Origin of the sequence: Corallococcus exiguus (genome assembly GCF_009909105.1) — a bacterium.
GTDB lineage: Bacteria > Myxococcota > Myxococcia > Myxococcales > Myxococcaceae > Corallococcus > Corallococcus exiguus.
Window position 1 is genome coordinate 227,222 of the sequence record NZ_JAAAPK010000003.1, and the last position, 20,192, is coordinate 247,413.

At 70.4% G+C, this 20,192-nt stretch carries 21 protein-coding genes; 6 read left to right on the plus strand and 15 right to left on the minus strand.

What is annotated here, in order from left to right; all coding sequences use genetic code 11:
* Positions 1-2: 2 nt before the first annotated feature.
* Genes GTZ93_RS12435 through GTZ93_RS12445 form a run of 3 tightly spaced genes read right to left on the minus strand, consistent with a single transcriptional unit; the run spans position 3 to position 1,832 of the window.
* The gene (locus GTZ93_RS12435) at positions 3-818 is read right to left on the minus strand and encodes a flagellar M-ring protein FliF (protein ID WP_139919707.1); all 816 of its coding nucleotides are present in this window, start codon (positions 816-818) and stop codon (positions 3-5) included.
* 15 nt (positions 819-833) lie between these two features.
* On the minus strand, positions 834-1,322 hold the full coding sequence (locus GTZ93_RS12440; protein WP_120579519.1) for an ATP-dependent helicase HrpB: 489 nt from the start codon (positions 1,320-1,322) through the stop codon (positions 834-836).
* Between the two features lie 12 nt (positions 1,323-1,334).
* Positions 1,335-1,832 carry a hypothetical protein gene (locus GTZ93_RS12445; RefSeq protein WP_139919708.1) on the minus strand — a complete coding sequence of 166 codons (498 nt, stop codon included), beginning with the start codon at positions 1,830-1,832 and terminating at the stop codon, positions 1,335-1,337.
* Positions 1,833-2,058: 226 nt separating this feature from the next.
* Here GTZ93_RS12445 and GTZ93_RS12450 point away from each other — a divergent pair, with 226 nt between their 5' ends.
* Positions 2,059-2,391 (plus strand): PilZ domain-containing protein, encoded by a 333-nt coding sequence (locus tag GTZ93_RS12450; RefSeq protein WP_014398934.1) that lies wholly within the window; start codon positions 2,059-2,061, stop codon positions 2,389-2,391.
* Between the two features lie 18 nt (positions 2,392-2,409).
* On the opposite strand, the gene GTZ93_RS12455 is transcribed toward GTZ93_RS12450, so the two are convergent.
* The 9 genes from GTZ93_RS12455 to GTZ93_RS12495 form a co-directional block, all read right to left on the minus strand.
* The gene (locus GTZ93_RS12455) at positions 2,410-2,811 is read right to left on the minus strand and encodes a response regulator (RefSeq protein WP_120566860.1); all 402 of its coding nucleotides are present in this window, start codon (positions 2,809-2,811) and stop codon (positions 2,410-2,412) included.
* 129 nt (positions 2,812-2,940) lie between these two features.
* Positions 2,941-3,666, minus strand: a complete 726-nt coding sequence (locus tag GTZ93_RS12460; RefSeq protein ID WP_139919709.1) for an SH3 domain-containing protein — start codon at positions 3,664-3,666, stop codon at positions 2,941-2,943.
* A complete protein-coding gene (locus GTZ93_RS12465; RefSeq protein ID WP_139919710.1) occupies positions 3,666-5,543 on the minus strand; it encodes a BatD family protein in 1,878 nt (625 codons plus the stop codon). The genes GTZ93_RS12460 and GTZ93_RS12465 overlap by 1 nt, the downstream gene beginning before the upstream one ends.
* Positions 5,527-6,555 (minus strand): tetratricopeptide repeat protein, encoded by a 1,029-nt coding sequence (locus tag GTZ93_RS12470; protein ID WP_139919711.1) that lies wholly within the window; start codon positions 6,553-6,555, stop codon positions 5,527-5,529. Before GTZ93_RS12470 ends, GTZ93_RS12465 begins: the two co-directional genes overlap by 17 nt.
* Positions 6,552-7,607 carry a VWA domain-containing protein gene (locus tag GTZ93_RS12475; RefSeq protein ID WP_139919714.1) on the minus strand — a complete coding sequence of 352 codons (1,056 nt, stop codon included), beginning with the start codon at positions 7,605-7,607 and terminating at the stop codon, positions 6,552-6,554. The genes GTZ93_RS12470 and GTZ93_RS12475 overlap by 4 nt, the downstream gene beginning before the upstream one ends.
* A complete protein-coding gene (locus tag GTZ93_RS12480) occupies positions 7,607-8,620 on the minus strand; it encodes a vWA domain-containing protein (RefSeq protein WP_233601542.1) in 1,014 nt (337 codons plus the stop codon). The genes GTZ93_RS12475 and GTZ93_RS12480 overlap by 1 nt, the downstream gene beginning before the upstream one ends.
* Positions 8,592-9,581 (minus strand): hypothetical protein, encoded by a 990-nt coding sequence (locus GTZ93_RS12485; protein ID WP_139919712.1) that lies wholly within the window; start codon positions 9,579-9,581, stop codon positions 8,592-8,594. Before GTZ93_RS12485 ends, GTZ93_RS12480 begins: the two co-directional genes overlap by 29 nt.
* Positions 9,578-10,459: a DUF58 domain-containing protein gene (locus GTZ93_RS12490; protein WP_120579512.1), complete on the minus strand. Its 882-nt coding sequence runs from the start codon at positions 10,457-10,459 to the stop codon at positions 9,578-9,580. Before GTZ93_RS12490 ends, GTZ93_RS12485 begins: the two co-directional genes overlap by 4 nt.
* 24 nt (positions 10,460-10,483) lie before the next feature.
* Positions 10,484-11,473, minus strand: coding sequence for an AAA family ATPase (locus GTZ93_RS12495; RefSeq protein ID WP_120579511.1), 990 nt, complete (start codon positions 11,471-11,473; stop codon positions 10,484-10,486).
* A 116-nt stretch (positions 11,474-11,589) separates the two neighbouring features.
* Between GTZ93_RS12495 and GTZ93_RS12500 the strand changes: the two genes are divergently transcribed.
* The 5 genes from GTZ93_RS12500 (at position 11,590) to GTZ93_RS12520 (ending at position 16,491) form a co-directional block, all read left to right on the plus strand.
* Complete coding sequence (locus tag GTZ93_RS12500) at positions 11,590-12,558, plus strand: alpha/beta fold hydrolase (RefSeq protein ID WP_261778313.1); 969 nt, start codon at positions 11,590-11,592, stop codon at positions 12,556-12,558.
* Positions 12,559-12,660: 102 nt separating this feature from the next.
* Positions 12,661-13,803: a hypothetical protein gene (locus GTZ93_RS12505; protein ID WP_139921742.1), complete on the plus strand. Its 1,143-nt coding sequence runs from the start codon at positions 12,661-12,663 to the stop codon at positions 13,801-13,803.
* 68 nt (positions 13,804-13,871) lie between these two features.
* Positions 13,872-14,882 carry a DUF2157 domain-containing protein gene (locus GTZ93_RS12510; protein ID WP_139921744.1) on the plus strand — a complete coding sequence of 337 codons (1,011 nt, stop codon included), beginning with the start codon at positions 13,872-13,874 and terminating at the stop codon, positions 14,880-14,882.
* 2 nt (positions 14,883-14,884) lie between these two features.
* Entirely contained in the window at positions 14,885-15,994 is a 1,110-nt protein-coding gene (locus GTZ93_RS12515) for a DUF4401 domain-containing protein (RefSeq protein WP_139921746.1), read from the plus strand.
* Positions 15,991-16,491: a GDYXXLXY domain-containing protein gene (locus GTZ93_RS12520; protein WP_139921748.1), complete on the plus strand. Its 501-nt coding sequence runs from the start codon at positions 15,991-15,993 to the stop codon at positions 16,489-16,491. Before GTZ93_RS12515 ends, GTZ93_RS12520 begins: the two co-directional genes overlap by 4 nt.
* A gap of 16 nt (positions 16,492-16,507) precedes the next feature.
* Here the strand turns inward: GTZ93_RS12520 and GTZ93_RS12525 are convergent, their stop codons facing one another.
* From GTZ93_RS12525 to GTZ93_RS12535, 3 genes are all read right to left on the minus strand, one after another.
* Positions 16,508-18,232, minus strand: coding sequence for a sigma-54-dependent transcriptional regulator (locus tag GTZ93_RS12525; protein WP_139921750.1), 1,725 nt, complete (start codon positions 18,230-18,232; stop codon positions 16,508-16,510).
* Between the two features lie 380 nt (positions 18,233-18,612).
* On the minus strand, positions 18,613-19,410 hold the full coding sequence (locus GTZ93_RS12530; protein ID WP_139921752.1) for a class I SAM-dependent methyltransferase: 798 nt from the start codon (positions 19,408-19,410) through the stop codon (positions 18,613-18,615).
* Positions 19,411-19,417: 7 nt separating this feature from the next.
* Positions 19,418-20,176: a ZIP family metal transporter gene (locus GTZ93_RS12535; protein WP_120578179.1), complete on the minus strand. Its 759-nt coding sequence runs from the start codon at positions 20,174-20,176 to the stop codon at positions 19,418-19,420.
* Positions 20,177-20,192: the final 16 nt, after the last annotated feature.

A 20,192-nucleotide genomic window follows, 5' to 3' on the forward strand; every position in this document is an offset into this window, starting at 1 on the left:
GCTCAGGCCAGCTTGCGCGTGGAGCCCGGGGTCACCACCGGCCGCGCGGGCGTGGGCGGTACAGGAGGCGCCGCGGGGGGCTGCTCCGCAAGGGCCCGGTAGTGCTTCCAGCGCAGCGTCGTCCAGACGAGCGCTCCGGACAGGCCCGTCACCAGCACGCCCAGCAGGGCGAGCACCACGCGCAGCCGCAGCGGGACAGGCCCTCCCTTCGGGGCCGGCGCCTCCACGTGCGTCGTCACCTCGTCCACCAGCAGCGATACCGCCTCCGGTGACAGCCCCTCCACACCTCCCGCGATGAGCTCACGCAGCATGTCCGCCGACTTGCGCACGCGCGTCGCCCCACCGGGCGCCGTGCGCAGCATGGCCGACGCCTTCGAGGGCGCGGGAGCCTGTCCTGGCCTCGGCGGCGGCGGGACCACCAGGTGCACTCGCGCCAGCAGCACTCCGTCCACCGTCTGGAGCGTCCTCTCCAACTCCCGCTCCATTCCCCGGACGCGGCAGACCTGCTCCTCCAGCGGCGAGCGCACGAGCCCGCTTCCGCCAAAAACGTCGCAGCCCGTCTCTGCCGCGAGCCGGGGCAACCCCAGCTCCGCCAGGATGCGCACCGCATTCGACGACTGCGCGTCCGTCACCTCGATGGCCCAGGTGGGTTTCTTGCCCGGCTCGGGCACCTTGCGCGCGTCGAGCCCCCGCTCGACGAGCACTGTCTGCAGTTCGTTGGCCTGACGCTCGTCGAGGCCGTGCTGGATGCGCTCCCGGCACGCCGAGGCGCCCAGGAGCAGGAGGAAACAGAGACAACGAAGGGGAGCGGAACGCATGGAAGGAAGGACTCCTCAAACCTGGGTCTGGAGGACCTGTTTGACGCCGCCGGTGGCCTTCTCGACGACCTTGCCGGCGAGATCGAGCTCCTGACTGGCGCGGTAGACGTGGGCCTGGAGCGCGAGCAACTCCGAGGGACTGAACGTGCGGCCGGACTCGGCGAGCTTCAGGATGTGGTCCAGCCGCTGCTGCGCCTGCCCCACGCGGTCCAACACCTCCACCGCCTGCTGACTGCGCGCGGCCTGGGCCGAATCCACTCGGGCCCCCGGCTTCACCTCCGCGCAGCCTGCCTTCGCCCGCTCCACGCCGTCCGCACGCGACGCGCCGGCGGTGGCCTCAGAGGGTGTGCGCACCGGCTTCGGCGGCCCCTCCGTCGTCACCGGCACGGGGCGCGACTGGGGCGTACGCGCGCCCTCCAGCACCTTGCCGAACGTCTCCCTGCTGGACTCCACCGCGGGCGAAGGGCCCGCACCGCCCACGGCTCCCAACTTGTCGATGGCCATCGCGAACGCGCCTCAGCGGATGTTGTTGATGGCGGCCTTCGCCGAGTCGTGGCGGACCTTCATGATGTTGGAGATGGCGTTGTGCTCGCGGCTCTCCTTCTGCATCTCGTTCTGGAGAGCCACATAGGCCATGTTGAACTTCTGGCCGTCCGAGGCCATCAGCTTCTGCGCCTCCAGCAGGTCCCACGCGTCCCCCTGCCCCGTCGCCGCGCTCCCCGTCGAAGCCGTCGTCCCCGCCGTGCTCGCGCGCGCCGACATCGCGGAGGCACCGCCCGCCGCCGGCACCGACGACACCGCTTCAGCCGGCACCGCCGCGGACACCGTGCCGCCCAGCGTGGCCACCACCGCGCTGGAGATGGGACCTGACGGCAACATGCCGCCCACGAGCCCCGCGCCCGTGCGCACCACTTCGCGCGCCGCTCGCGCCAACGAGGGGCCGAACTCCGTCTTCGGCGTCTGGCGCGCGATGGATGGGGCGATGCTCAACGACGGGATGCGACGGTCTTCCAAGGGGTGCCTCCGGCAGGGATTCGCCAGGGCTGCCTTCCACCGTCCGTGCCAGGGGCCAACCCCTTGAAACGACAGGGGCGCGCTCCGTCACCTCCGCGTCAGGCGTCTCCCGTTCGAGGGCGGCAGGTCCACGGCGCGGGACGGCGGGCGAAAACCCGAAAACTTGCCACCGCGCCAACCTGCATCACAGTTGTCGCGTCCTGTCGCACCCGAAGGTGAGCACCCGATGATGAACCCCTCCAACGGTCCCCGTCCGAACGAGCGCGAGCGCTACCACCCGCGCGTCGAAGCCCGGCTCCAGGTGAAGGTGCTCCTGTCGGGTCGCACCGTGACGGCTCAGGCGCGCGACATCTCCATGAACGGCCTGTTCCTCCAGGCCCACCCGGCGGACTCGCAGCGCGCGCTCACCATCGCCCTGCCGCTGCCGGGCGACCGGGAGCTCGTCACCATGTGCACCATCCGCCGCCGGGAAGTGGACGGCGTCGCGCTGGAATTTGGTGAGCTGGACTGGGACGACCTCATCGCCCTGGCCCGCTTCCTCCACCCTCACCTGCCGTAAGGGCCTTGCGGAGGAGCGTCAGTCCGCGGCCGAACGGGCCGTGCGCAGACGCTCCACCAGGTCCATCAGCTCCGCGCCGCGGAAGGGCTTGTGGATGTAGCCGTCCGCGCCCGCCTGCGTCGCGCTCGCCACGTCCGCCTTCTTCGCCTTCGCGGTGAGCATGTAGAGCGGCACCTTCGCCGTGGCCGGGTCGCTCTTCAGGATGCGGCACACGGAGACGCCGTCCAGCTGCGGCAGCACCACGTCCATCAGGATGAGGTGGAAGTCGCGGTCGCGGGCCAGCTTCAGGCCTTCGATGCCATTGGCCGCGCAAACCACGTCCACCGCGCCGTCGCTCAACATGGAGCGAACCAGCTCGCGGATGACGGGCTCGTCCTCAACGAGCAGGATGTGGAAGGGCGCTTGCGCGTTGCCAGCCATGTTTCCTCGGGGCCCCTCGTAGGCCATTGCCCTGGCGACGTCCAGCGAAGCGACACCTCCCGGTAGCCCCTCTGTACGAAAGCGGTCCCCCGTCGGTTTTCCACGCGGGCGGGGTCGCTCCGGCCCCGCCTAGATTTCGGCCACGCCGTCGCGCTCGGCCCAGCCCTCCAGGCCGTTGGGCAGGCGGATGCGGACGTACTTCCCCGTCTCATCCAGGAGCTGCACCTTCAGGCCGGCGTGCACCTCGAAGAGGGAGCGCCCTTCCGAGCGAGGCAGCTCCCGCGCCACCAGCGTGGGCGCCAGCACCACGGCCTCGTGCACGTTCTGGTGGACCCAGATGTGTGCCCCCAACAGCAGCGCCGCCGGCACCGCCGCCGTGAGGCAGAGCCCCGCCACCACCGCCACCGCCGTGCGCCGCATCGAGGGGAAGGCGCGCCGGAAGAGCAGCAGCGCGAAGCCCACCAGCCACGCGACGAAGAAGACCCATGCCACGGCCGCGCCATCCGTCGCCGCCACCAGCCGGGGGAGGAAGGCCTCGTCCGCGGAGGCGCCCACGACCTTGTCCACCTGCCGCGCCCTCGCCAGGGCCAGGTTGGCCTCCAGGTCCTCGGCGCGTCCGCCCTGCTTCCGGGCCTGCTCCAGCGACAGCACCGCGCGGCCCAGGTCGCCGCGGGCCAGGTGCGTGGTGCCCAGGTTGTAGAGCACGTCCGGTCCGCCGAAGCCGTGGGCGATGAGCTTCTCGTACTGGGCCTGCGCGTTGGCGTAGTCCTCGCGGCCATACGCGTCGTTGGCCTGCTGGAAGACGGCCTCCGCTTCCTCGGCGGTGTAGTAGCCCTGCGTCGCCGCGTCGCTCATCACGCCCAGCCTTCCATCACCGCCGCCGCGGTCGCCAGCACCTTGCGCCGCTCACCCGGGTCCACCCCGCCGCCGTAGCGTCCCAGGTCGCAGGCCTCCAGCACGAAGTGCACTCGCGCGCGCCGCTCCGCGTCCACGCCCGCCGCCGCCAGCTTCTCTCCAAGCGCCTCGCGCGTCAGCCCGCCCACGGGGAAGCCCAGCTGGGCCTCCAGGAAGCCCACCATCGCCCGCTCCACCTCCACGTAGAACGCGCCCGAGTCCGAGCCCGCCTTGAGCTTCTCCGCCTCCGCCAGCCTCTTGCGCGCGGCCTTCGCCTGCTGACGGCCCCGGCCCCTCTCGGAACGCGTGGCCAGCCGGCCGCGCATGCCGCCCATGAACGCCACGCCCGCCAGCAGGCCCAACGGAGCCAGCACACCCGCGACGAAGAAGGGCCGCGTCCACACGGGCTGCGACGGTTCCACGAAGTGGGCCCGAGCGCGCACCGGACGCAGGCCTCCGGTGGTGAGCACGTTCTTCTGCTCGTTGGCCGCGTCCGCCACCTGCGAGGGCGTCATCGTCGACGGCAGCGAGGACACCCCGCCCGCTCCCGCCTCCACGGTGATGGTCACGGGGTCCGTGCGCGCCGTCTCGTACTGGCGCCGCGACGGGTCGAAGTACGGGAAGCGCAGCTCCGGCAGCGTGAAGGTGCCCGTGCGCTGCGGCATCACCAGGTACTCCACCACGCGGCGGCCCTGGATGCGGTTGCGGTTGGGCGTGAGCCGGTCCGTCGTCGTGGGCTCATAGATTTTCAGCGAGGCCGGGCCGGTGAGCTTCGGCGGGGTGACGTTCTTCACGTTGCCCTGCCCCTCCAGGATGACCTTCACCGTGATGGGCTGCCCCAGCTCCACGCGCGTCTGCGACACGTCCAGCGACATGCGCCACGAGCCCACGTTCGCGTTGGACATGTTCGGCGGCGCGCCGTTCGGCAGGGGCCGCACCTTCACCTTCAGGCCGTTGGAGACGCGGTGCACGCGGTGGCCCGCGAAGAGGAAGCCCGTGGTGATGTCCGCCTCCGCCGGGGTGATGAGCAGCGTGCCGGACTTCACCGGGAACAGCGCGCGGCGGCGCAGCAGGTAGGCGCGGTACGGGATGCCGTCCACCACCTTCTGCTCGCCCGTGAGCTGCGTGGGGCTCTCCACCTCTTCGGTCCAGAAGCCCTCCAGCTTGGGCATCGTCACCGCGTCCACGCTGGACAGGTCCACGCGCGAGTAGATGTAGAGCGACAGCGTGGCCTGCTCGCCCACGTAGAGGTCGTCGCGGTCCAGGCTCGCGCGCAGGAACAGGTCCGAGTCCCCACGCGGAATCACCGGTTCATCGTCCCGAGTGTCCGAGTCGTCGTCCCCGAACGGGTCCGGCATGTTGCGGAAGTTGCGGAACGGATCCGGTAGCTGCTGCCTGCCGCCCTGCTGCGCCTGGGGCGCGTTGCCCACGCGGCCTTCGCGCACGGTCAACGGCACGGCGTCCGTGCGGTACGTGCGGCCTCCCGCGGTGAGCGTGGAGGGCGGAATGGTGAGCTTGCCCGCGCGCAGCGGGCGCATCAGCAACTCGTGGCGGGTGATGTCCTGGATGACGGCGGGGCCGCCTCCGGACAACGAGATGGAGCGCTGGCTGCCGCGCGACGAGGAGAGCACCTCGAAGTCGTTGGACGCGGGCAGGCGCACCTGGGCGTTGGACGGCGCGTCCACCATCACCACGGTGAGCTTGAAGGTGTCGTCGGTGCCCACCTCGGTGCGGTCCACCGTCTGGTAGAACTCGATGTCCGCCGCCCACGCCGGCGCCGTGGCCAGGAGGGCGAGCACGGCGAGCAGCGCCGTGCGTCCGCTACCAGTCCTTCTCATTGGGCTTCCTCTGCTTCTTCTTCTGCTGGAAACGCCAGAGCTGGAGATTCTTCTCGTTCTGCTTCATCGCATCCAGCAGGCGCTCGGCCTCCTGCCGGTCGACGTCGCCCGGCGAACTTCCACCGTCGCGCGGGTTGGATTCCGTCTCCTCCTCGCCCTCGCTGCCGCCGTCCGCGCCGCCATCGCGAGAGTCGCCTTCGCCCTCGTCCTGGCCTCCGTCGCCCTGACCTCCGTCCCCGCCACCGTCGGTGGGCCCCCCATCGCCGCCGCCGTCCTGCCCCCCATCCGAACCACCGTCACCAGGCCCGGCATCGCCGCCGCCTCCGTCCGCGCCGCCGTCCTGGCCACCATCCTGCCCGCCGCCGTCCTGGCCTCCGTCGGCCCCGCCGTCCGCGCCGCCATCCGAACCGCCGTCCTGGCCTCCGTCCTGCGGCGTGCCGCCGTCACCCTTCTGGCCGCCGTCCTCGCCCGCGTCCGGACGTCCACCGTCGTTGCCGCCGTCCTGGCCTCCGTCGGTGCCTCCATCCGGGCCGTTCTGGGGCGGAGGCAGGTCGCGCAGCACCACCTCGTAGTTGTGCCGGGCCTGCGGATCCGTGGGATCCAACGTGAGCGCCTTGCGGTAGGACTTGAGCGCCTCCGAGCGGTCACCCGCCGTGGCCGCGAGGTTGCCCAGGTTGTACCAGCTCTTCTGCGTCAGGTCGGGCTGGCGCGAGGACTCCGCCACCTGCTTGAAGGCCTCGCGCGCTTCCGCTGAACGCCCCAGCTTCGCCAGCGCGTCCGCGCGGTTGAACTCCACCGTCGGATCATTGGGCCGCTCCTTCTTCGCGGCATCGAAGTCCCGGAGCGCGTCCTCGTAGCGTCCGGCCGCGTAGGCATCGCGCCCGCGCTGCACCAGCGGGTGGTCCTTCTCCAGCGGCCCCACCGCCCACGCGGGCGCCGGCAGCGCCAGCAGTCCCGCCAGGCCCACCGCCATCGCGCGCGCCGCGCGCCGCCGAATCGGTTGCGTGCTCATGCGGCCCTCCGGCGCGAAGGGATGAGCGCCATGCCCAGCACCAGCAACACCAGGCCGGGGACGGCGAACCACTGGAAGCGCTCGTCGTAGCGGACCGTCACGCGGCTCTCCAGCTCGCTCTTCTGCAACTGGTCGATGCGCTCCACCACCTGTCCCATGGCCACGCCGTTGGGCTGGTAGAAGAAGGCGCCGCCCGTGGCGTCCGCGATGGCCGTGAGGCCCGCGCGGTCCAGGCGCGTGATGACCGTGTCGCCGTTGGAGTCCTTCTTGTAGTCCACGAACTCGCCGCGCCGGTCGTAGACGGGGATGGGCTCACCGGAGTCCGAACCCACGCCCACCGCGAGCACCTGGACGCGCGCGTCCTTGAGCGCCTCCGTGGCCTCGCGCACGTCGCCCGTGAGGTCCTCGCCGTCCGACAGCAGCACCACCACGCGCTCCTTGGAGCCCCGGTCCGCGTTGTCCAACACCTGCTTGGCCAGCCGCAGCGCCGCGCCCACGTTCGTGCCGCCCTGGGGCATCGCGTCCGGATCCACCGCGCGCAGGAACAGCTTCACCGCCGAGTAGTCCGACGTGAGCGGCGACTGCACGAACGCATCTCCCGCGAACACCACCAGGCCCGCTCGGTCGCCCTTCAGTTCATCCAGCAGCGTGTTGAGCTCCAGCCGCGCGCGGTCCAACCGGCTGGGCTGCACGTCACGCGCGAGCATGGACTTGGACGCATCCAACGCCACCACCACGTCGATGCCCCGGCGCTTCGTCAATTCGCTCTTCGTGCCGCACTGGGGCTGCGCGAGCGCGAGCCCGAACAGCATCAGCCCCAGCCCGTACAGGCCGCCCTGCACCGCCGGCCGCCACACGGACACGCCGGGCGCGAGCGCCGTCACGTGGCGCTCCGCGATGAGCGTCGACAGCCGCGTCCTGCGGCCCAACGCCTTGAGCAGCGCGAGCAACCCCAACAGCAGACCCACTAGCAGCAGCCCCAGGTACAGCGGCTGCGCCAGGCCCACCTGGTAACCCAGGAGCGTGAAGCGCCAGGCCTCCAGCGTGGGCATCATGGGAACACCCGCAGGACGGTGGCGCGCAGCAACAACTCCAGCGCGGCGAGCCCGAAGGCCACCAGCAGGAACGGGTGGAAGTTCTCCTTGTAGGTGGCGCTGGCGCCGCCCTCCATCAGCTTCGAGCGCTCCAGCGCGTCCAGCACCTTCTGCAGACCCCGCTTGAGGCCTTCAGGGTCGGTGGCGCGGTAGTACTCGCCGCCGGTGCGGTCCGCGATGTCCTGCATCAGCTCCGGGTTGATGGGGATCTCCGTCTCGCGCCACACGGTGTTGCCGAACAGGTCCGTGCCCTGCGGGAAGGGCACCTTGCCGCCCTTGCCCACGAGGATGGTGTAGATGGGGATGTGGAGCGACGCGGCCATGTTCGCCGCGTCCAGCGGGGAGATTTTCCCGGCGTTGTTGTCGCCGTCGGTGATCAGCACCACCACGCGGCTCTTCGCGTCGGAGTCGCGCAGGCGGTTGAGCGACGTGGCGATGGCGTCACCAATGGCGGTGCCATCCTCCAGCACGCGGGTGCGCAGCTGCTTGAGCACTTCCTTCAGCACGCCGTAGTCCAGCGTCAGCGGGGACTGCGTGTACGCAGCGCCGGAGAACACCACCAGGCCCAGGCGGTCGTTCACGCGGCCGGAGATGAACTCGGTCAGCACTTCCTTCGCCACGTTGAGGCGGTTCTGCGGACGGAAGTCACCGGCCTCCATGGACGTGGACAGGTCCAGCGCCACCACGATGTCGATGCCCTCCACCGACAGGTCGCGCACGCGCGAGTCGCGCGACTGCGGCCGGGCGATGGCCACCACCGCCGCCACCAGCGCCGCTACGCGCAGGATGGGCAAGAGCGGCAGCAGATACGTGCGGAAGCCTCGGCCGCCCTTCGCGAAGACGTGCGCGGCGGAGAAGCGCAGCGTGGCGCGACGCTTGCGTTCCCAGAACGCGAGCGCCAGCAGCAGCGGCGCCAACAGCAGGGCCCAGAGCGCCTCCGGGTTATTGAACGCGAGGTCCGGGGGCAGCATCGGGCTTGGGGGGAGCGGGAGGAACGTACGTTTTCGAGAGCAGGTCGTAGCCGAAGGCCAGCGCCTGATTGCAGGACTCGGGGGACGCGTCGGCGCGGGCGTACTTCACCATGTCCGACTCGGAGACGAAGCGCATCAGCGCGTCCTCCGGCAGGCCCGGCGTGGGCAGCTTGCGCAGGGACGCCATCAATTCGGACGACGTGCACTCCAGGGCCTCGAAGCCGTAGCGCTCGCCCAGGTAGCCGCGAACGATTTCGGAGAGGCGGAAGTAGAAGTCCTTCACGTGGCCGCGGCCGGGCAGGTCCTCGCGCTTGAGCGCGTCCAGGGACTGGCGCACGCGCACGTCCAGCGGCAACACCGGAACCACCTTCTCGCGCTTTGGCCGGCGCTGCCACCAGCGCACCAGCATCCAGGCCGCGACGGCCACCGCCAGCGCCACCGCCAGCGCGTAGAGCAGCGTCCAGGAGCGGATGGGCACTTCCTGCGGGGGCTGGTAGTCGAACAGCTCCGCGCCCTGCCCCTGCGCGTCCGGCGGCAGCGTGGAGGTCACCTCCACCGTCTTGCCCTTGAGCACGAAGCGGCGCGGTCCCTCCGGCGTCGCCACGTCGAAGGAGAGGTCGGGCAGCTGCACGTCACCCAGCTCGAACGCGGAGAAGCGCAGGCCGAACGTCGTGGTCGCGTCGTTCGCGTTGTCCTGGCGCTGGCGCGTCTGCTGGAGCAGCTCCACCGCGCCCTCACCCGTAGGCGCCACCAGCTCGTAGCGCTGATCCTTCGGGTGCGTGAGCGTCACCTGGTAGGTGAAGGGCTCGCCGATGTGGACCGCTTCCGGCTCCACCCGCCCGGACGCGCCCGTGGGCGTCACCGTCTCCAGGGCGACGGGGGCCTTGGGCGCGGGGGCCTGGGCCCATGCGGCTGGCGCGCTGATGAAGAGGACGGCCGCGAGGACGAGCGCGTGTCTCATGCCGCCATCCTCCGGGCCCGCGCGCGGAAGAAGTTCGCCAGCGCCTTGCCGTGATCATCCCCGGCGCGCAGCTCCACGTGGTCCAGCTCCAGCTTCTTGAACAGCTTGCGGCGCTCGTCGCGCTGGGCCTGCATGGCGCGCATGAACTTCCCGCGCACGGCGGTGGAGCTGGTGTCCACCACGAAGCGCTCGCCCGTCTCCGGGTCCTCCATCTCCACCAGGCCGTGGGCGGGGAAGCGCTGCTCCAGCGGATCCTCGATGACCACCGGCACAAGGTCGTGGCGGCGGCCCACCAAACGCAGCGGCTTCTCGTAGCCCGTGGCCATGAAGTCCGACACGAGGAACGTCACGGCCTTCCGCTTGGACACCTGCGTCAGGTACGTGAGCCCCGCGGACAGGTCCGTGCCGCGGCCCTTCGGCTTGAAGGTGAGGATGTCGCTCACGAGCCGCAGCACGTGCGTGCGGCCCTTGCGCGGCGGGACCACCTTCTCCACCCGGTCCGAGAAGAGGATGAGCCCCACGCGGTCGTTGTTCGCGATGGCGCTGAAGGCAATCTGCGCGGCCACCTCCGCGGCGACCTCCGCCTTGGTGCGGTCCTTGGAGCCGAACTCGTTGGAGGCGGACACGTCCACCAGAAGCATCACCGTGAGCTCGCGCTCCTCGGTGAAGACCTTGATGTAGGCCTCGTTCATGCGCGCGGTGACGTTCCAGTCGATGAAGCGGATCTCATCGCCGGGCTGGTACTGGCGCACCTCGGAGAAGGCCATGCCGCGGCCCTTGAACACCGAGTGGTACTGGCCGGCCAGCATGTCGGAGACCACCTTGCGGGTGCGGATCTCCAACTTGCGGATGCGGCGGATGAGGTCCTTGGGCAGCACGGGCGCGCTCTTACCGGGGTCCTGTCAGGGGACTTCCACGCGGTCGAAGACGCGCTGGATGATCTTCTCCTGGGTGAGTTCCTCGGCTTCCGCCTCGTAGGTCATCGCGATGCGGTGGCGGAGCACGTCGAAGGCGATGGCCTTCACGTCCTCCGGGGTGACGAAGCCGCGGTGGCGCAGGAACGCGTGCGCGCGGGCCGCCTGCGCGAGCGCGATGGTGGCACGAGGCGAGGCACCGAACTGGATGTAGTCCGCCAGGTCCTTGAGGCCGTAGCGCGCGGGCTCACGCGTGGCGAACACCACGTTGAGGATGTACTCCTTCACCTTCTCGTCCATGTAGATGGCGTGGACGAGTTCTCTCGCGCGCACCAGGTGCTCCAGCGCGATGACCCGCTGGACCTTGGGCGACGAGCCGCCGGACATCCGGTCCATGATGACCTTTTCTTCATCACGGGTCGGGTAGCCCACCTTCACCTTGAGCATGAAGCGGTCCACCTGCGCTTCGGGGAGGGGGTACGTGCCCTCCTGCTCGATGGGGTTCATGGTGGCCAGCACCAGGAAGGGCGAGGGCAGGCCGAAGGTCTGGTCGCCGATGGTGACCTGGCGCTCGGCCATGGCCTCCAGGAGGGCGGACTGGACCTTGGCGGGGGCGCGGTTGATTTCGTCCGCGAGGACGATGTTCGCGAAGATGGGCCCCTTGCGGACGGTGAACGCGGCCGTCTGCTGGTTGTAGATCATCGTGCCGACGAGGTCCGCCGGCAGCAGGTCGGGCGTGAACTGCACGCGCATGAAGGTGGCGCTGAGCGAGTCCGCCACGGTGCGCACGGTCAGCGTCTTGGCGAGTCCGGGCACGCCCTCCAGGAGGACGTGGCCGTTGCACAAGAGGCCGATGAGGATGCGTTCGAGCATGTACCGCTGCCCGACGATGACCTTGCCGGTCTCCTGGTTGAGGACCTCGACGAAGCTGCTTTCCTGCTGCACGCGTTCAGTGAGCGCGCGAATGTCGGTGTTCATGTCCCCTCTGTCGGCCTGGGCGGCGGGCAGCCTAGGGTTCCCGGGCGTCCGGCTCAACACCGCTGTAGGCCAGACATTCCGTCAAGCCGCCCTGTCCCGTAAAGGGTCATCCTCCCATGTCCCGCCCGTCCCCGCCCCGCCGCTCTCCCCTCCCCCCTCGCTGGGACGCCGCCGGCCGCCCCGGAGCCCCGGGCGCCACGCCCCCCGTGGGCCCGGTGGAGACGGGGCTCCTGGCCCAATTGGCCCCGGCCGTGGTGCCCCAGGTGCACTGGCTACCCGGGGGTGGCGCGGTGCGGATCCTCGAAGGAGGGCCTCCCGAGGGCGCCCGCTCCACGGTCGTCTTCCTCCACGGACGTGGGAACTCGGCGACCCACTGGTTCCCGTACCTGACGGTGCTGGCCCGACACCACCGGGTGCTGGCCCTGGACCTGCCCGGTTTCGGTCAGTCCACCCCGGCGGACGTGCACGTGAAGTCCGCGGAGGACGCGGTGCGCTTCTTCACTGCGCCCGTGGAGGAGGCGCTGGGGATGTTGGCGCCGGGGCCGGTGTCGGTGGTCGGCCACTCGCTGGGCGGACTGGTGGCGCTGGAGCTCACGCTGCGCGGCACGGTGCCGGTGGAGCGGCTGGTGCTGGTGGACGCGATGGGGCTGGGTCCGGAGATGCCGCGCGCCTCACGCCTCTTCTTCCGCGCGGGACCGGAGCGGCTGGCGCGCAACCTGGGCCCCTGGGCGATGGCCCGGATGCTGCCGCCGCCGCCCACGCCGCTGGGGGAGAAGCTGGGACAGCTGGGCTACGAGCTGTTGAGCGTGCCCGGCGGCAGGCCCGAAGCCGCGCAGGCCTTCAACGCGCTGGTGCCGCTGACGGGTCCGCTGTTCCACCGCCGCGAGCGGCTGGGCGAGGTGAAGGTCCCCGTGCTGCTCATCTGGGGTGAGCGCGACGAGACGCTGCCCGTCTCACTGGCGGACGAGGCCGCGCGCCGCCTTCCCCAGGCCCGGGTGGTGCGCGTGGAGTGCGGACACAGTCCGCAGCTGGAGCATCCCGAGCGCGTGCTCCCCGAGCTGAAGGCCTTCCTCGGCAATGAATGACAATCACCTCCCAGCGTGGCTTCCAGGTGAAAACAGGCGTGCGATACTGAGCGGCAGCCGCTCGGGCCGCGCGAGCGCTTTGGGGGAGTGAGGGGACGCCGCATGAATCGTGAATGGAAGTCTCTCAAGCGCATGGCGCTGCTGAGCGGGGTGTTCCTGCTGGGGGCGTGCGCCATCAAGCAGTACGGAGATGGGACGCCCAGGGAGGAACCGCAGGTCTTCCAGGGCGAAGGGACCGTCAGCAAGACGGAGCCGAACGCGCTGCGGTTCACCCTCCGGGCAGACCGCCTCTACCGCTTCGACTGCACGCCTGTCGGGATGCTGGGCTGCAAGGCGCAGTTGCGCGACGGGGTGACGCTGGAGCCCATCGGGGCGCCCTGGTCCTCCGGGACGCAGGTGCAGCACCTCACCTTCTTCTGGAAGCAGGCCACCGCCGGGGACGTGGTGCTGGACATCGAGTCCGCTTCGGAGCAGCAGCCCGGAGGCGTCTTCACCTACGAGCTCCGGGAGACCCAGGATGACGCGGGTGACGCGCTGGACCAGGCGGTCCTCCAGCCTGTCACCGACCAGCAGACGTCCTTCGACGGGTTCCTGGAGCACGCGGAAGACGTGGACCGCTGGCGGTTCGACGTCCCCGCCAACCACACCCTGGCGGTCGGCTGCACGGGTCCAACGGACAGCGTCGCGCCGGCCTTCGAGCTCATCCGCCCGGAGGGGACGTCCCTGACCGCGGACCGCGCGGCGTGGTTCCAGAGCCTGGGCATCCGCTTCCTGGCCGCGAAGACCACGGGAGGTGACGCCATCGACCTGCGCGTCCGAGTGAGCGGGGTCTACGAAGCCAACTCCGTGCCCTACACGTGCACCGTCCAGGACGTGGGCGTGGACGACTTCGGGGACACCCCATCCGAGGCGACCGTCGTGACGGTGCCCGCGCAGCTGAGCGTCCATTTCAACTACAGCTCGGACGTGGACGTGCTGGCCGTGGACCTGGCGGAGGGCCATGCCTACCAGTTGCTGACGGTCAGCGCGCAGGGCAATCCCCCCTTCTATATCGGGACCACGGTGCTCAACGCGCAGGACACCACGCGGTGGCCGGAGCTGGTCAGCAATGACCAGGGCGCCACCTTCACCGCGCCCACCACTGGCCGGTACTTCCTCGCGCTCGAGAGAGCCTGGGACGGCGGCATCTGGAAGTGGGAGGTCCCGAAAACCTTCACGTACAAGATCACCGACGTCACCCCGTAGGTGCCTTTCCGGGCGCGGAGGGCCGGGACATTCCCCGGCCCTCACGTCAGGCAGTACAGTCCCCGGCCGTGCCGAAAGACTTCCTCGACCTTGAGGCGACGCCGGAGCGGCTGCACGCGCTGGCGGACGCCGGAATCCTGAGACCGGACGCGTACGGGCGCGCGCTGCACCTGGCGGTCGCCTCGCCGTCGCGGCCCGCGTGGCGTGCGTTCCTGTCCACGACGTTGATGGCCCTGGGCTCGCTGCTCGTGCTGGCGGGCGTGGTGTACTTCTTCGCCTTCAACTGGGCGGAGCTGGGGCGCTTCTCGAAGCTGGGCCTCATCTGCCTGGGCATGGCCGGAGCAGCGGTGGGCGCCTGGCGGCTGGGCGACCGGCCTGCGGGCCAGTTCGCTCTGCTCGCGGCCGCGGTGCTGGTGGGCCCGCTGCTCGCCGTGTACGGGCAGACGTACCAGACGGGCGCGGATCCGTATGAGCTGTTCATCGGCTGGGGCCTGCTCATCCTGCCGTGGGTGGCGCTGGCGCGCTTCACACCGCTGTGGATGCTCCAGCTCGTGCTGGTCAACACGGGCGTCATCCTCTTCTGGGGCCAGCGCATGACGCGCTTCGGCTCCTACGAGGCAAGACTCGCGCTGGTGCTGGGGCTGCTCAACGGGTTCGCCTGGGCGACCTACGAGCACTTCGCCAACCAGAAGGTCTCCTGGCTCCAGGGGCGGTGGATGCCCCGCGTGTTGTCCCTCATGACGCTGCTGCCGCTGGTGACCCTGGGCATCCTGTTCATCGTGAGCAGGCACGACCGGTCGCTCGAGGCCGGCTTGTCCCTGCCGCTGGTGCTGGGAGCGCTGGTCGCCATCTACGCCCTGCACCGGCACCTGCACGGAGAGCTGTTCCTGCTCACCATGGGCGCGCTGAGCCTCATCACGCTCGTCACGACGGCAGTGGGCTACTTCCTCCTGGAGGTGACGCGCGCCGACGAGTTCACCCTCTTCATCCTGCCCCTGGTGATCATCGGCGAGGTGGGCCTGGCGGTGTACTGGCTGCGCCACGAGTCGCAGGCCACCGGCGTTTCGGAGGAGACCTGATCATGGCCCTGCGACCGACGATTCAAGACGTGCTGGCGGGGCTCAAGACCGAGGGCCACGTGGACGCGGGGGTGGACGCGCGAGCCCGCACCGCCCTGGAGATCCGCCAGAAGACGCTGGGTGCCTCACCCTGGTTCGTCAAGGCGCTGGCCGGCGGCGGCGCGTGGCTGGCCGCCGCCTTCATGCTCAGCTTCTTCGCCTGCGTGGGCCTCTGGAAGGAGGAGGTGGCGCTCACCGGCATGGGCCTCCTGATCACGGTGGCGGCGGTGCTGCTGCGCCGGACCTCCCAGGGCCCCTTCCTGGAGCAACTCGCCCTGGCCCTGTGCATGGCGGGCGTGGGCGCGTTCCTCGTGGGGCTGGCGCAGCTGGACCAGGGCACCCTCACCATCGCGTTCGCGGGGGCGGTGGCGTCTGTCGCGCTGCTCGCCGTGTACCCGGACCTCATCCTCTACTTCCTGGCGACGGTGGGCCTCTGCGTGTCCGTGGGCGTGTTCGCGCTCGATGCAGTGGGGGGCTCGGGCGTGGACGTGTGGATGCTCATGGGCGCCGCCGCGCTCTCCGGCACCCTGCTCTTCGAACCGGTGCTGCGGCGCGGGAAGCTGGGCGCTCGCGTGGGGCCCATTGCCTTCGCGCTCGCGTGCGCCGTGCCCGGGTGGCTGCTGTTCCGCAGCTTCGAGAACTCGCAGGAGGGCTTCCACTACGTCTTCCGCTTCGAGAGTGGGTTCGTGCCGAGCGCGTACCTCTCCATCGCGCTGGCGCTCCTCCTGGCGTGGACGGGATGGCAGGTGCTGCGCGAGCTGGGGCTGGCCCAGGAGCAGCGCGTCTGGATTCCCGCGGCCGGCGCGCTCGTGCTGCTCACGGTGATGACGCTGAACACGCCGGGCGTGCTGGTGGCGGTGCAGATGCTGACGCTCGGCTTCCACCGCCGCAGCCGCGTGATGCTGGGGCTGGCGGTGGCGTTCCTGCTGACGTTCGGCGCGTACTACTACTACGACCTGCACATCACGCTGCTGGCCAAGGCGCTCGCGCTCACGGGCAGCGGACTGGTGCTGCTGGGCGTGCGGCAGTTCTTCCTGCGGCGGCAGTCCGCCGTCCTCTCGGAGGCCCGATGAAACGCGGCACCGTCATCTTCGGTGGGCTCGCGCTCGTGTTCGTCGCGCTCGCCTTCCTCGTCGTGCAGAAGGAGACCGTGCTCGCGCGGGGGCAGCCCGTGCTGCTGCGGCTGGCTCCGGTGGACCCACGCTCGCTCATCCAGGGCGACTACATGGTGCTCGACTACGCCATCAACCAGGGCTGGCGCGAGGGCCGCGAGCAGCCCCAGGAGGACGGCAACGTGGTGCTGCGCCTGGACGAGCACGACGTGGGCGAGTTCGTGCGCTACGAGACGCAGGCGGGCACCTCGCTCGCGCCCGGCGAGGTGCGCCTTCGCTTCCGCATCCGCAACTCGCAGATGCGCCTGGGCGCGGAGGCCTTCTTCTTCCAGGAGGGCCACGCGGAGCGCTACGCGAAGGCGCGCTACGGCGAGCTGCGGGTGACGGACAACGGCACCAGCGTGCTCGTGGGCCTGCGCGACGAGAACTACCAGCCGCTGGGCAGCGCCATCCACTGAAGGCGCGCCCCTGGCGTCAGTCCGCGTCCTCGTTCTCCAGCAGGTCGGAGAACGGGGAGCCCCCCTCGCCCAGCGCCTTGTAGAGGCCGTCCACCTTCTCCAGCTCGCGCTTGAGGGCCTTGTGGTGGTTGCGGTTCTTCACCAGGCTTTCGCGGCCCAGCATCCGGAAGGCCTCGTCGCGGCCCATCTGGCGGATGGCCGTGCCCAGCACCAGCCCGCGGAAGCCGTCCGCGTAGTCCAGGTCCAGCGGCGTGCTGCGCCTGCGCGCCTCACCGACGAAGGCCTGCGCCGCGGCCCGCAGCGCTTCCGGCAGCGGACGGCCGCTGCTGGGGGACTGCTCGTAGTCCAGCGCGCGCGCCACGTGCTTCTCGTGGAGCACCAGGTCGCCCGTGCCGGCCGCGTGCTCCACCATCGCCAGCGTGTACGCACGCCGCACGATGTTGTCGAGCTGCCGCAGGTTGCCCGGCCATGAGCTGGTGGTCAGCAGCACCTCCGCCTCCTGCGCCAGCCGCGCGGAGCCCTCCGGCATCCGCTCGCGGTGACGGCGGTTCACCATGTACCGCGCCCAGAGGGGAATCTCGTCCTGGCGGTCCTGCAGGGGCGGCATGCGCACCGGCAGCACGTTCACGCGGTAGTACAGGTCCTCGCGGAAGCGGCCGGCGCGCACCTGCGCGTGCAGGTCCGCGTTGGTCCCGATGATGAAGCGCACGTCCGCGAGCTTCTCTCCGGTGCCCTCGCCCAGCGGCCGGTAGCTGCGCGACTCCAAGAGGTGCAGCAGGCCCGCCTGCGCCTTCAGCGACAGCTTGTCGATTTCGTCGATGAACAGCGTGCCGCCGTCCGAGCGGGCCACCACGCCCGGCGCGTCGCGCACCGCGCCGGTGAAGGCGCCCTTCTTCCAGCCGAAGAGCTCCGCCATCTGGAGGTCCTCCGGCACCGTCACCAGGTCCAGCGTCTCGAAGGGCTTGCCCCGGCGGCCGGAGCGCTCATGGCACCAGCGCGCCAGGCGCGACTTGCCCGCACCCGTGGCCCCGCTCACGAGGATGGTCTCGTCCTGGAGCGCGAAGGTCCGGAGGATGGGCAGGAGCTCCGCCATGGAGCGGCCCACCACGGGGAGGAACTCGTCCACCTCCGGCGTGGCCACCGGCCGCTGCGGCAGCGCGGTGAGGTACGGCGCGGCGATGTCCGTGAGCAGTTGGAGCAGGTCTCCGGCGTCGCGCCAGACGAACTCCTGCCCCATGGCGGCCAGGCAGTCCGCCTCTAGCGAAATCATGCCCTCCATGCCCGCGGGCGTGCGCAGGGGCAGCACGCACACGTGCGTCGCGTGGCGCCCCAGGAAGCGCTGCTTGCTCTCGTTGCTGTGGAAGCCCGCGAGGCCCGGGTCACCCGTCACCGGCGCGTCCGGCGCGTGCGGCTGCACCGTGCCGATGTTCACGTCGATGGACACCGCGCACCGGTGCTCCACCACCGCGCGCCAGGCCGTGGCGGAGGTGAAGAAGGGCATCTCGACGCCTGCGTCCGTCACTTCGCGCGCGCCTACGTCCAGCGCCGCCAGCCGGCGGTACGCTTCGCCAGGACGCAGGTGGACGATGCCGCGCAGGACCCGGGCCCGGCCCGCGTAGCGGCTGGCCGCCACCGCGGCGTCCGCCACGGTCAGCATCCGGCGCAACGCCGCCGCCGCCGCCGTTTCAAAGTCCCTGGAATCCCTGAGCGCAGCCATGAGCTGCGCCAACTCGTCTTGCATCCCCATCGCCTCCCGTGCGGAAGCCGCGCCACCGCCGACCGGCGAAGCCGTCCAAAAAGCAGACGCGGACTCTATCGGAGATGACGGGGAGGTGCGGATTCAGATGGAGAGCGCGGAAGGAGCGGCCCCTCCTTCCGCGCTCCGGGTGCATCTGGATGCGGTACACGCCGTTGCCGGCGTATGGGCGGGACGCATTGCGGATGCCGTGCCAACAGGGTGAATCCAATGATTTCGCGGGGTCACGATGAACATCCCACTCAACCTGCGTCCCGCTGGAACGCGAGCGCGTCCGGACAGGACGCAAACCCTGACGTTTGAGCCCCAATGCCTGACGGACCGCGCCTTCTGAACGGACGGGCAGCCGGGTCATTCCATACCAGTCAGGCCTTGGAGGGCGTGTCCCGCTTCAGCACGAAGACGCGGTCCAGGCGCGGGCTGCCGCGGCCCACGGGCGAGTCCAGGTCGTAGTCGAAGTCGAACGTGGCCGCGACGCGCAGGCCGGACTTGCGGAACAGGCGCTTCACCTGGGCCTCGTCGTACGTGCGGAAGAACCACGTCGTCTCGATGAGCCAGTCCTTGTCCGGGCCGGTGACGCGCAGGCGGTTGCGCATGGGTGAGCGGCGCAGGCGCTGCTCCGGCAGGCCCTCGTGCGTGTTGCACACGACCTTGTCCGCGCCCACCTGCCCCACCCAGCGCTCGTGCTCAGGGCCGGAGCGCGCGTAGTCCGTGAGGTGGAAGCCCAGCACGTAGATGCCGTCCGGCTTGAGCAGGCGGCGGGTGCCGGTGAGGTGCTCCACCGCGGCCTTCTCGCTGTCCAGGTAGCGGAAGGTGGAGACCAGCGTGTGGGCCAGGTCCACGCGGCCTTCCAGCGCCGGATCAAAGAAGTCCTCCATGCGCGCCTGGGACAGCTTCACGCGGCGGCGCTCCGTGGGGGACAGGCGCTTGCGCGCGTGCGCGAGCATGGCCTCCGACAAGTCATAGCCCGCGACCTTCAGGCCCCGGCTCGCGGCCTCCTCCACCAGCCGGCCCGCGCCGCACGCGGGCTCCAGCCACTGGTTGCCTCCCGTGCCGAAGCGCCGGCTCAGCTCCTGGAGGAAGTCCGCCTCGCGCACGGTGTCCGTGCCGAAGATGGCCTCGTAGTACTCCGGGTGCTCGTACCAGTCCTTGCGTCGTTCCATGGTGCCGTCAGTGCTCCGTGTGTCCCAGGACGCGCGCGAGCACGAACATCACCAGCAACCCGGCTGCCAATGCCACCAGGTTGCGCCCGGGCTTGTCCCTGCCGTGCTTGTTCACGTGCGGCAGCAGGTCCGACACGGCGATGTAGAGGAAGGTGCCGGCGGAGAAGGCCAGGGCCTTGGGCGCCAGCGACTGGAAGCTCAGCACCGCGTCGAAGCCGAAGTAGAGCACCGCGCCCACCGGCACCATCAGGCCATACAGCGCGGTGTACGCCAGGATGGTGCCGCGCTTCTTGCCCTCAGCCTGGAGGATGGACGCGAGCGACAGCGACGAGGGAATCTTGTGCGCGGTGATGGCCAGCAGCGCCATGGCGCCCACGCCCTCCTTCACCGAGGAGCCCAGCGCGATGCCGTCGAAGAGCGTGTGCGTGGACAGGCCCAGGAACGCGCTGAGGCCCAGCGCGTGGCCATGCACGTGCTCCGCGCAGTCTGGCGGCTCCTCGCAGGCGTGGGCTACGAGGTAGCGCTCCAGCACCAGCACGAAGAGGAAGCCCATGGGCACGAGCGCGAAGGCCCACCAGCCGCCGCCCTCGTACGCCTCCGGGAGCATGTGGAAGAAGGCCGCGCCGAACATCACGCCCGCCGCGAAGGCCAGGAACGTCACGAGCCGCGTGGAGCGGTCATTGAAGATGACCACGCCCGCCCCGGCCAGAGCGCTCGCCACGACGATGAAGGAGTACAGGAGGACTTCGGCTACGACCGGCGACATGGGGCGCGCACCCTAC

Coding starts and splice junctions, on each gene's coding strand:
- GTZ93_RS12470 (WP_139919711.1), bottom strand. CDS start 6,555: ATGAGCACGCAACCGATTCGGCGGCGCGCGGCGCGCGCGATGGCGGTG.
- GTZ93_RS12465 (WP_139919710.1), bottom strand. CDS start 5,543: ATGAGAAGGACTGGTAGCGGACGCACGGCGCTGCTCGCCGTGCTCGCC.
- GTZ93_RS12440 (WP_120579519.1), bottom strand. CDS start 1,322: ATGGCCATCGACAAGTTGGGAGCCGTGGGCGGTGCGGGCCCTTCGCCC.
- GTZ93_RS12480 (WP_233601542.1), bottom strand. CDS start 8,620: ATGCTGCCCCCGGACCTCGCGTTCAATAACCCGGAGGCGCTCTGGGCC.
- GTZ93_RS12520 (WP_139921748.1), top strand. CDS start 15,991: ATGAAACGCGGCACCGTCATCTTCGGTGGGCTCGCGCTCGTGTTCGTC.
- GTZ93_RS12535 (WP_120578179.1), bottom strand. CDS start 20,176: ATGTCGCCGGTCGTAGCCGAAGTCCTCCTGTACTCCTTCATCGTCGTG.
- GTZ93_RS12455 (WP_120566860.1), bottom strand. CDS start 2,811: ATGGCTGGCAACGCGCAAGCGCCCTTCCACATCCTGCTCGTTGAGGAC.
- GTZ93_RS12450 (WP_014398934.1), top strand. CDS start 2,059: ATGATGAACCCCTCCAACGGTCCCCGTCCGAACGAGCGCGAGCGCTAC.
- GTZ93_RS12435 (WP_139919707.1), bottom strand. CDS start 818: ATGCGTTCCGCTCCCCTTCGTTGTCTCTGTTTCCTCCTGCTCCTGGGC.
- GTZ93_RS12505 (WP_139921742.1), top strand. CDS start 12,661: ATGAATCGTGAATGGAAGTCTCTCAAGCGCATGGCGCTGCTGAGCGGG.
- GTZ93_RS12485 (WP_139919712.1), bottom strand. CDS start 9,581: ATGAGACACGCGCTCGTCCTCGCGGCCGTCCTCTTCATCAGCGCGCCA.
- GTZ93_RS12500 (WP_261778313.1), top strand. CDS start 11,590: ATGTCCCGCCCGTCCCCGCCCCGCCGCTCTCCCCTCCCCCCTCGCTGG.
- GTZ93_RS12475 (WP_139919714.1), bottom strand. CDS start 7,607: ATGCCCACGCTGGAGGCCTGGCGCTTCACGCTCCTGGGTTACCAGGTG.
- GTZ93_RS12525 (WP_139921750.1), bottom strand. CDS start 18,232: ATGCAAGACGAGTTGGCGCAGCTCATGGCTGCGCTCAGGGATTCCAGG.
- GTZ93_RS12515 (WP_139921746.1), top strand. CDS start 14,885: ATGGCCCTGCGACCGACGATTCAAGACGTGCTGGCGGGGCTCAAGACC.
- GTZ93_RS12495 (WP_120579511.1), bottom strand. CDS start 11,473: ATGAACACCGACATTCGCGCGCTCACTGAACGCGTGCAGCAGGAAAGC.
- GTZ93_RS12530 (WP_139921752.1), bottom strand. CDS start 19,410: ATGGAACGACGCAAGGACTGGTACGAGCACCCGGAGTACTACGAGGCC.
- GTZ93_RS12460 (WP_139919709.1), bottom strand. CDS start 3,666: ATGAGCGACGCGGCGACGCAGGGCTACTACACCGCCGAGGAAGCGGAG.